Annotated in this window: 9 protein-coding genes and 1 tRNA gene; 2 read left to right on the top strand and 8 right to left on the bottom strand. The window is 31.2% G+C overall.

Annotated features, from left to right (window positions below; genetic code table 11):
- Nucleotides 1–500: 500 nt before the first annotated feature.
- The 6 genes from U9O55_04395 to U9O55_04370 all read right to left on the bottom strand — a co-directional run bounded on the left by U9O55_04395 (nucleotide 501) and on the right by U9O55_04370 (nucleotide 3,938).
- Complete coding sequence (locus U9O55_04395; protein MEA2089045.1) at nucleotides 501–899, bottom strand: HIT family protein; 399 nt, start codon at nucleotides 897–899, stop codon at nucleotides 501–503.
- A gap of 192 nt (nucleotides 900–1,091) precedes the next feature.
- Complete coding sequence (gene trxA, locus U9O55_04390; protein ID MEA2089044.1) at nucleotides 1,092–1,415, bottom strand: thioredoxin; 324 nt, start codon at nucleotides 1,413–1,415, stop codon at nucleotides 1,092–1,094.
- Between the two features lie 93 nt (nucleotides 1,416–1,508).
- Nucleotides 1,509–1,820 (bottom strand): NifB/NifX family molybdenum-iron cluster-binding protein, encoded by a 312-nt coding sequence (locus U9O55_04385; GenBank protein ID MEA2089043.1) that lies wholly within the window; start codon nucleotides 1,818–1,820, stop codon nucleotides 1,509–1,511.
- Nucleotides 1,821–1,832: 12 nt separating this feature from the next.
- Complete coding sequence (locus tag U9O55_04380; protein MEA2089042.1) at nucleotides 1,833–2,345, bottom strand: hypothetical protein; 513 nt, start codon at nucleotides 2,343–2,345, stop codon at nucleotides 1,833–1,835.
- The gene (locus tag U9O55_04375; protein MEA2089041.1) at nucleotides 2,342–2,752 is read right to left on the bottom strand and encodes a hypothetical protein; all 411 of its coding nucleotides are present in this window, start codon (nucleotides 2,750–2,752) and stop codon (nucleotides 2,342–2,344) included. Before U9O55_04375 ends, U9O55_04380 begins: the two co-directional genes overlap by 4 nt.
- 157 nt (nucleotides 2,753–2,909) lie before the next feature.
- Complete coding sequence (locus U9O55_04370; GenBank protein MEA2089040.1) at nucleotides 2,910–3,938, bottom strand: D-alanine--D-alanine ligase family protein; 1,029 nt, start codon at nucleotides 3,936–3,938, stop codon at nucleotides 2,910–2,912.
- A gap of 102 nt (nucleotides 3,939–4,040) precedes the next feature.
- On the opposite strand from U9O55_04370, the gene U9O55_04365 reads away from it, so the two are divergent.
- Entirely contained in the window at nucleotides 4,041–5,492 is a 1,452-nt protein-coding gene (locus U9O55_04365) for a RelA/SpoT family protein (protein ID MEA2089039.1), read from the top strand.
- Nucleotides 5,493–5,571: 79 nt separating this feature from the next.
- Here the strand turns inward: U9O55_04365 and U9O55_04360 are convergent, their stop codons facing one another.
- Nucleotides 5,572–6,432 carry a ParB/RepB/Spo0J family partition protein gene (locus U9O55_04360; GenBank protein ID MEA2089038.1) on the bottom strand — a complete coding sequence of 287 codons (861 nt, stop codon included), beginning with the start codon at nucleotides 6,430–6,432 and terminating at the stop codon, nucleotides 5,572–5,574.
- A gap of 23 nt (nucleotides 6,433–6,455) precedes the next feature.
- A complete protein-coding gene (locus tag U9O55_04355; GenBank protein ID MEA2089037.1) occupies nucleotides 6,456–7,220 on the bottom strand; it encodes an AAA family ATPase in 765 nt (254 codons plus the stop codon).
- A 93-nt stretch (nucleotides 7,221–7,313) separates the two neighbouring features.
- Between U9O55_04355 and U9O55_04350 the strand changes: the two genes are divergently transcribed.
- Nucleotides 7,314–7,397: transfer RNA gene (locus U9O55_04350), tRNA-Leu, on the top strand.
- The last annotated feature ends 44 nt before the right edge of the window (nucleotides 7,398–7,441 follow it).

Below are 7,441 nucleotides of genomic sequence, written 5' to 3'. Positions count from 1 at the left end.
TAAAATCCCCCTTAATCCCCCTTTTTCCAAGGGGGAAACTCCACGTCCCTTTTCTAAAAGGGGAACTATTTTAAATATTTTGAAATTAAAAAAAACGCAAAATATTGCGTCTCTATAAATTAAAAAATAATAAATTTTTTACCCGCCAAGTTTTTAAAATATTGTTGCCAGCCAAAATAGCCTCTCCATGAAAATTAAATAAATTTATGCTATCCACCGCTGTCATAAAATTATAAAATATTTATAAAACTATCTATTGAAATTAAATATCAAAACAAAAAATGTGTCAATGCATTTTTTTTCTAAATTCTGGGGATAATTAATTTTTTTGTGGATAAGTCAAAAACACTTTAACACTTTAGCACACGAACACTTTAACATTTTATTTTAAAATTTTTAAATAATTTTAAAAATAAAAAAAATAAAAAGTTGACAAACTTGTGCGACCGCATCTTTTTGTCAACTTTTTTATTTTTCATTGAATTCCCCTTAAAGAAAAATTAATTAATATGTAATTTAATTTTCTCTGCCGCGTCTTTCATTTCTTGCTCGCTTAGCTGTTTAACATTTTTTAAATCAATCGCGGCTCCATGTCCGTCGTTTTTAAATCTTGGAACAAGCCAAATATGCGCGTGCTCAACTTCTTCCCCAAAAACCAAGCTAACAACATAATCAGTGTTAAAAGCTTTTTTTATGGCATTAGCTATTTTCCCAACAACTTTATAGTATTCGCCTAAATTTTCCACATCCCAAACCCAGCGGCAATGTTTTTTGGGAATAACTAAAGTATGCCCTGGATTAAGCGGACGAATATCTAAAAACGCAAAAAAATTTTCATCTTCGTAAACCTTATAACAAGAAATTTCACCTTTTATAATTTTACAAAATACACACTCCATAGATTTTTAAATTTTCAATTTTTCAGCCAAAGGCTGATCACCCGTTAGGGTGACAATGAATTTCCAATCAATTTTCCTGCCTCGCCGGCAGGCAGGCAATTTCCAAATTTTAATTTAAATTTGTGATATTTTAATTTTTAGTTGTAGTTTTGCATGCCGGCAGGAATTTTGAGTTTTGAGTTTTGAATTTTATTATAAGTGCTTTTCCAACATTTCTTTTAAATTTTCCATCGGTTGCAACCCAACAGTTTCTTCAACAACTTTTCCGTCTTTAAAAATTTTAATAGCTGGAATACTCATTATTCCATATTTACCCGCTATTTCCCTTGAAGCGTCAACATCTATCTTTCCTATTTCAGCTTTATCCCCTATTGCTTCGCTTAATTCATTAAGAATTGGAGCCATAGCAACGCAAGGACCGCACCACTCCGCGAAAAAATCAATAAGCACGGGTTTTATTTTTGATTTTTCAATAACCTCTTCTTCGAAATTGTCATTTGTAAAAATTTGACTCATAAAAAATATTTAATTAATTAACTTATTTTCCAGCTTATACCAAAAAATAAAACAACGCAAATAAAAAATTTGTTGGATTTATTTCCTATTTTCCTAAGCTTTGGCGATTTCTATCGCCGCTTCTTTTGCTTTTCCTGATTTTTCATAATATTTGACGCCTCTTTCTTCTAATGCGCTAATCATATTTCCTCCTATATGAACAGCCACAAAAATATCAGCTCCTTTGTCAGACAACATTTTTGCCACAGAAAATCCAGCTCCTCCTCCGCCAACAGCAAAAGGATTTGAAAGAGTTTCCGCTAATTCTGATTTTTCATTAAAAATCAAATAATAAGGAGCCCTTGCTCCGCGTTCGCTTATTTCAGCGTTTTCGTTTTTTTCGTTTGTCGCGATTGCGATTTTCATAAAATTATAAAATTATTTAGTTAGTTTAACTAATTTTTCCACAACAAATCCGTTAATAACAGAAAACAAAATCATATAAATGCTGATCATTATTGTAAAAGGAATTCCAAAATAATAAATCATCATTGGCATTAAAGGAATCTTAACAGCCCTATTATAAAGAAAACAAACAATAAAAGCATCTTTGGCGCCCTTCTCTTTTAAATCACTTAAAAGCGGATACCACATATAAATCGGTCCTAATGACAAAATCCCGCCGATAATAGCTGTGAGCCATCCTTTAAATCCAGCGTCTATACCAATGGATTTATTTATTTTTTTAGGATCTAAAAAAATATTTGTTAAAAATATTAACGCGAATACTAAAATAAAAATGGGCGCTATTTTTTGAATTAAAAAAATTGATTTTAAAAACGCGCTCTTGGCTATGCCAAAATTCAGAATTGCGGTTATTAAATATAAAACAGCGATAACAATAACAAAAATATTTTTCCCGCCAATTTTTTCAAATACTTTTCTAATCATATAAACAAAAAAGTTATTTTAATTAAAAAAGCGATTATTATGGCTGAAATAAAACTTGTGATATTTCTGATAATGGCAAATTTTTTTCCCAACATCAAAGATTCTGCGGGAAGTTGTATCAAACCGACAGTAACCCAAGCAAGCATAAAAATAGTAACAATAAACAAACTAACACCTTGATTTAAAAATTCTCCACCTAAAATATAGCTTGTTAAAGCGTTCCCAGATGAAATACTACCAATCAATGCTGATGACAAAATACTAAATAAATTATTTTCCCCTAAAATATTTATATAAAAAGTTTTGGGGATAGAAACAGTTGTTAATCCAGCGAGAAACAGAACTCCTAAAATAATCGGCAGAATTTGTTTAAAATTATTTAATGTTTTTACTAAAGCGTTTTTCATTCTGTTTATTACTTTGAATTACGAAATAATATTATTTCATAGTTCCCCTCTTTGAAAAAGAGGGGTCAGGGGAGATTTTTAAATAAAAATCAATAATAAATCCCCCTTGCTCCCCCTTTTTCAAAGGGGGAAACCTGTTTTCAATGAATTTTGTAATTTAATCATTATGTTTTTTAAAGGCAAGATCAATTTGCTTTTCTAAAAATTCGCTGAATTTTACTCCGGCGGCTTTTGCCTGTTTTGGGCATAAGCTTGCTTGTGTCTGTCCGGGAATTGTGTTAATTTCTAAAAAATAAAGTTTTTTATCCGCGTCTGATAAAATAAAATCTGAACGGGTTAAGCCATCACACCATAAAACGCTATGAATTTTTTTCGCAAGCTCCTGAACTTTTTTTGTTATTTTAGGATTAACTTTTGCCGGACATATTTCTTGAACAGTATTTGAAAAATATTTAGTTTTATAATCAAAAAAATCAGAGTCTTTAACAATAATTTCAGCTATTGGCAAAGCAATCAATTCTGTCCGATTTGTGTTTCCCATAATTCCGCAAGTAAGCTCCCTGCCTTTGATATACTGCTCAATAATTATAGCGTTATCTTCTTTAAAAGCGCTGTCTATAGCTTTTGAAAACTGATTTTTATTTTTTACAATTGATATTCCAATGCTTGATCCTGACTCGCTTGGTTTTACAACGCATGGATAGTTAATATTTTTTTCTACATTTTTACTAAAATCTGGATTAGTATTTTTTTTATAAAGCGTTAAATATTTTGGAATTCTAATTTTATTTTTCGCGACAAGCTCTAAGCTTTTGATTTTACTCATTCCCAAAGCGCTGGACAACATTCCTGAGCCAGTATATGGCAATCCAATCAAATCAAGCATTGCCTGAATTTTTCCGTCTTCTCCGAATTTTCCGTGCAAAGCGATAAAAGCAACATCAATTTTCTTTTTTAAAATATTATTATCAGATAGAATATCAATCTCATATTTTTTCCCGCTATTTTCAGCTTCAAATTTTCCTTTATACAGCCATTTTTTATTTTTTGTAATCTCAATTAAAAAAACATTATACTTATTTTTTGGCAATACCTTGGCTATTTGCTGGCTGGTTTTTATGGAAACATCCCTTTCGTTAGAAGGGCCTCCGTGAATAACCGCAATGTTTATTTTTTTATTTCGCATAAATATCTTTTTTAATTATCATCTCATTTTTTTATATAAAAGTCAAAAATTTTGCAAAATAAATTTATTTTATATATAATAAAAATAATTAATCTAATTTATATGCCACAACTTGACAAGCTTTTAAAAACAGTTAAAAAAAATAATTCTGGTGTTGATTTAGATATGGTTAAGTTAGCTTTTGATTTCGCAAGCAAGGCTCATTATGGGCAAAAACGAATGTCAGGCGAATCATATATTTTTCACTCTTTGGCGACAGCGCAAACTTTGGCTGAAATTAAAACAGATATACCGACTATAATCGCAGGAATTTTGCATGATGTTCCAGAAGATACTGACGTCGGGCTTGATGAAATAGAAAAAAATTTTGGCAAAGAAATAAAAAAATTAGTAGAAGGGATAACTAAATTAGGAAAAGTTAAATATCGCGGAATTGACAGATATGTTGAAAATTTAAAAAAAATGTTTGTCGCGGCAGCTCAAGATCCAAGAGTCATGATTATAAAATTTGCCGACCGTTTACACAATCTTAGAACATTAGACGCCCTTCCTAAGCATAAACAAAAAAGGATTATTGAAGAAACTTTAAAAATTTACGCTCCAATCGCCGGCCTGCTTGGAATATGGAGATTGCGATGGAAACTTGAAGACGCTTGTTTTAAATATTTAGACTATGAAAATTACAAAAAATTAAAAGAAAAATACGAAATAAAACAGCAAAAAGAAAGAGCAGAATTGATTAACAAAATTAAAAAAATAGTTTCCAAAGAAGCTAAAAAACATAATTTAAAATATGAAATAAACGGACGCTTTAAGCACCTTTACAGCATTTGGCAAAAAATGCAAAACAAACAAAAAAAGTTCAATGAGATTTACGATGTTTTTGCCATGAGAATTTTGGTTGACTCCATATCAGACTGCTATAAAATTTTAGGAATAATCCACTCTCTTTGGAAACCTAAAAAAAATCGTTTTAAAGATTTTATTTCCATGCCAAAGCCGAATGGATATAGAAGTTTGCACACTACTGTTTTTGGCCCAGAAGGAAAACTAATAGAATTTCAAATTAGGACAAATCAGATGCACGAAGAAGCGATTTTTGGCATAGCCGCTCATTGGAGATACAAAGATCATGTCCGCACTGACTCAAGATGGGTTGATGAAATATTAAAAATACAACAAGAAAGCAAAGATAGCAAGGATTATATAAATAAATTAAATCTTGATGTTTTTAGCGACAGAATTTTTGTTTTTACGCCAAGAGGAGATGTCATTGATTTGCCCAGAGAATCCACGCCCGTTGATTTTGCTTATCAGGTCCATACCGCGATAGGCAATAAATGCGTTAACGCAATGGTTAACGAAAAAATTGAAACATTAGACACAAAATTAAAAAACGGGGATTTAGTGGAAATCATAGTTGAAAAAAACCGCAAAGGTCCGAATATAGATTGGCTAAAATTTGTTAAAACATCAACAGCAAAAGATAATATTAAAAAATACGCAAAAAGCCAAGGAATATTTTCAACAATAATCAACAAAATCAAACATTAAAAGTTAGCCCTTAGCCATTAGTTATTAAAAAAACTCATTTTAAAAATGAGTCTTTTTTATAATATTTAAATTGATCAGCTTATGCCATGCTAATTTTTTTAACAATGGCATCAAGCTCTTCTAAAGAATAAAAATCAATAATTATTTGGCCTTGTTTATTTTTTTTCTTAATGCATACTTTAGTTCCAAGCGCCTGCTGTATTTGATTTTCTTTATCTGCTATAATCGGATCTTTTTTAACAATTCTTGAATGGCTTTTTACTAAAATTTTTCTTGATTTATCTTCAACATCGCGGGCTGTTAACCCCTCGCTGACTATTTTTTTAAATAGTTTTTTTTGTTCTTCTTTTGGAAGAGAAACCAAAGATCTTGACTGGCTGGAATTAATTTTTCCAGCAACAATCGCTTTTTGAATCTCTTTTGGCAAATTCAAAAGACGCAAACTGTTTGTGATAAAAGAACGGCTTTTATTAACCTGCTTTGAAATATGATCGTGCGTCATATTAAATTCTTTAACCAATTTTTCGTAAGCTTTTGCTTCTTCTAAGGCGTTTAAATCTGATCTCTGGATATTTTCCAACAAAGCGATTTGCAATTTATTATAGTTATCAACACCCTTTATAATAACCGGGACTTCTTTTAATCCCGCTTTTTTAGAAGCTCTTAATCTTCTTTCTCCGGCAATTAGCTCATATCTTCCCTGCTCTGGTTTATTCACTAATAACGGCTGTAAAATTCCATACTTTTTAATGGAATTACTTAATTCAGATAAAGATTCTTTGTTAAAATTTTCTCTTGGTTGATATGGATTCGCGTCTATTAAATTAATATCAACATACAAAAAATTCCTTGCTTTATCGCTTTGAACATCATCTTTTTTAATATTTTCTTTTTTAGGAATAAGAGAGCTAAGCCCTCTGCCCAAACCTATTTTTTTCATAATGAGTATTTAAATTATAAATTTTATTGCCAGCTGAAATGATCTAAAATTTCCTTAGCTAATCTTTCATAAGCTTTTCCTCCTTTACTTTTTGAATCATATTGCAAAATTGACTGCCCATAACTCGGAGCCTCTGTTAAACGCACGTTCCTTGGAATAACAGAGCGGAAAATTTTAAATGGAAAATTTTTATACATCTCGTTCATTACATCTCGAGCCAAACTGTTTCTCTTGTCATACATTGTTATAACAGAACCTAAAACATTTAAATTAGGCTTAAGATTTTCCTTGATCAGATTAAAAGTGTTTAAAAGGCTTCCAAGCCCTTCTAACGCGTAATATTCAGCTTGAATAGGAATTAGAACATAGTCAGCCGCGACAAGCCCGTTAATAGTTAAAAGATCCAGCGATGGCGGACAATCTATTATAATAAAATCAAAATCATTTTTTATTTCCAATAAAGCGTTGGTTAGCGCGAATTCTCTGTTAGGCTGATTAACCAATTCAATTGTGGCGCCAGCTAAATTAGGAGATGACGGCATAATTTTGAGAGTCGGCATAAACAGACTTGACAAAGCGTCCCTCGCGTTAACATCTCCAAGTAAAACTTCATAACTGCTTTTTTCAATTCTATTTTTATCAACGCCGATTCCGCTGGTGGCGTTTGTCTGCGGATCAATATCAATAAGCAAAACAAATTTGCCCATAGCCGCCAAATAAGCCGATAAGTTTACGGCTGTTGTTGTTTTGCCAACCCCGCCTTTTTGATTAACAACGGAAATTATCATAAAAAAAAATTATTTCACATTTTTTTTATTATACACTATTTTTTTATTTTTGACAATTAAAGAAAATTATTATAATATTTAAAACAAACAGAAGCCTCGGTGGCGGAACTGGTAGACGCGCGGGACTCAAAATCCCGTTCTCGCAAGAGAGTGAGAGTTCAATTCTCTCCCGAGGCACAAATAATTAAATAACATAAAACTCTTATAAAAAAAGTACCTCC

Source organism: Patescibacteria group bacterium (assembly GCA_034660655.1).
In the GTDB taxonomy this organism is placed as follows: Bacteria; Patescibacteriota; Patescibacteriia; order JAACEG01; family JAACEG01; genus JAACEG01.
The sequence above is the reverse complement of the archived record's forward strand: the minus strand, read 5'-3'. Positions and strand labels throughout refer to the sequence as shown.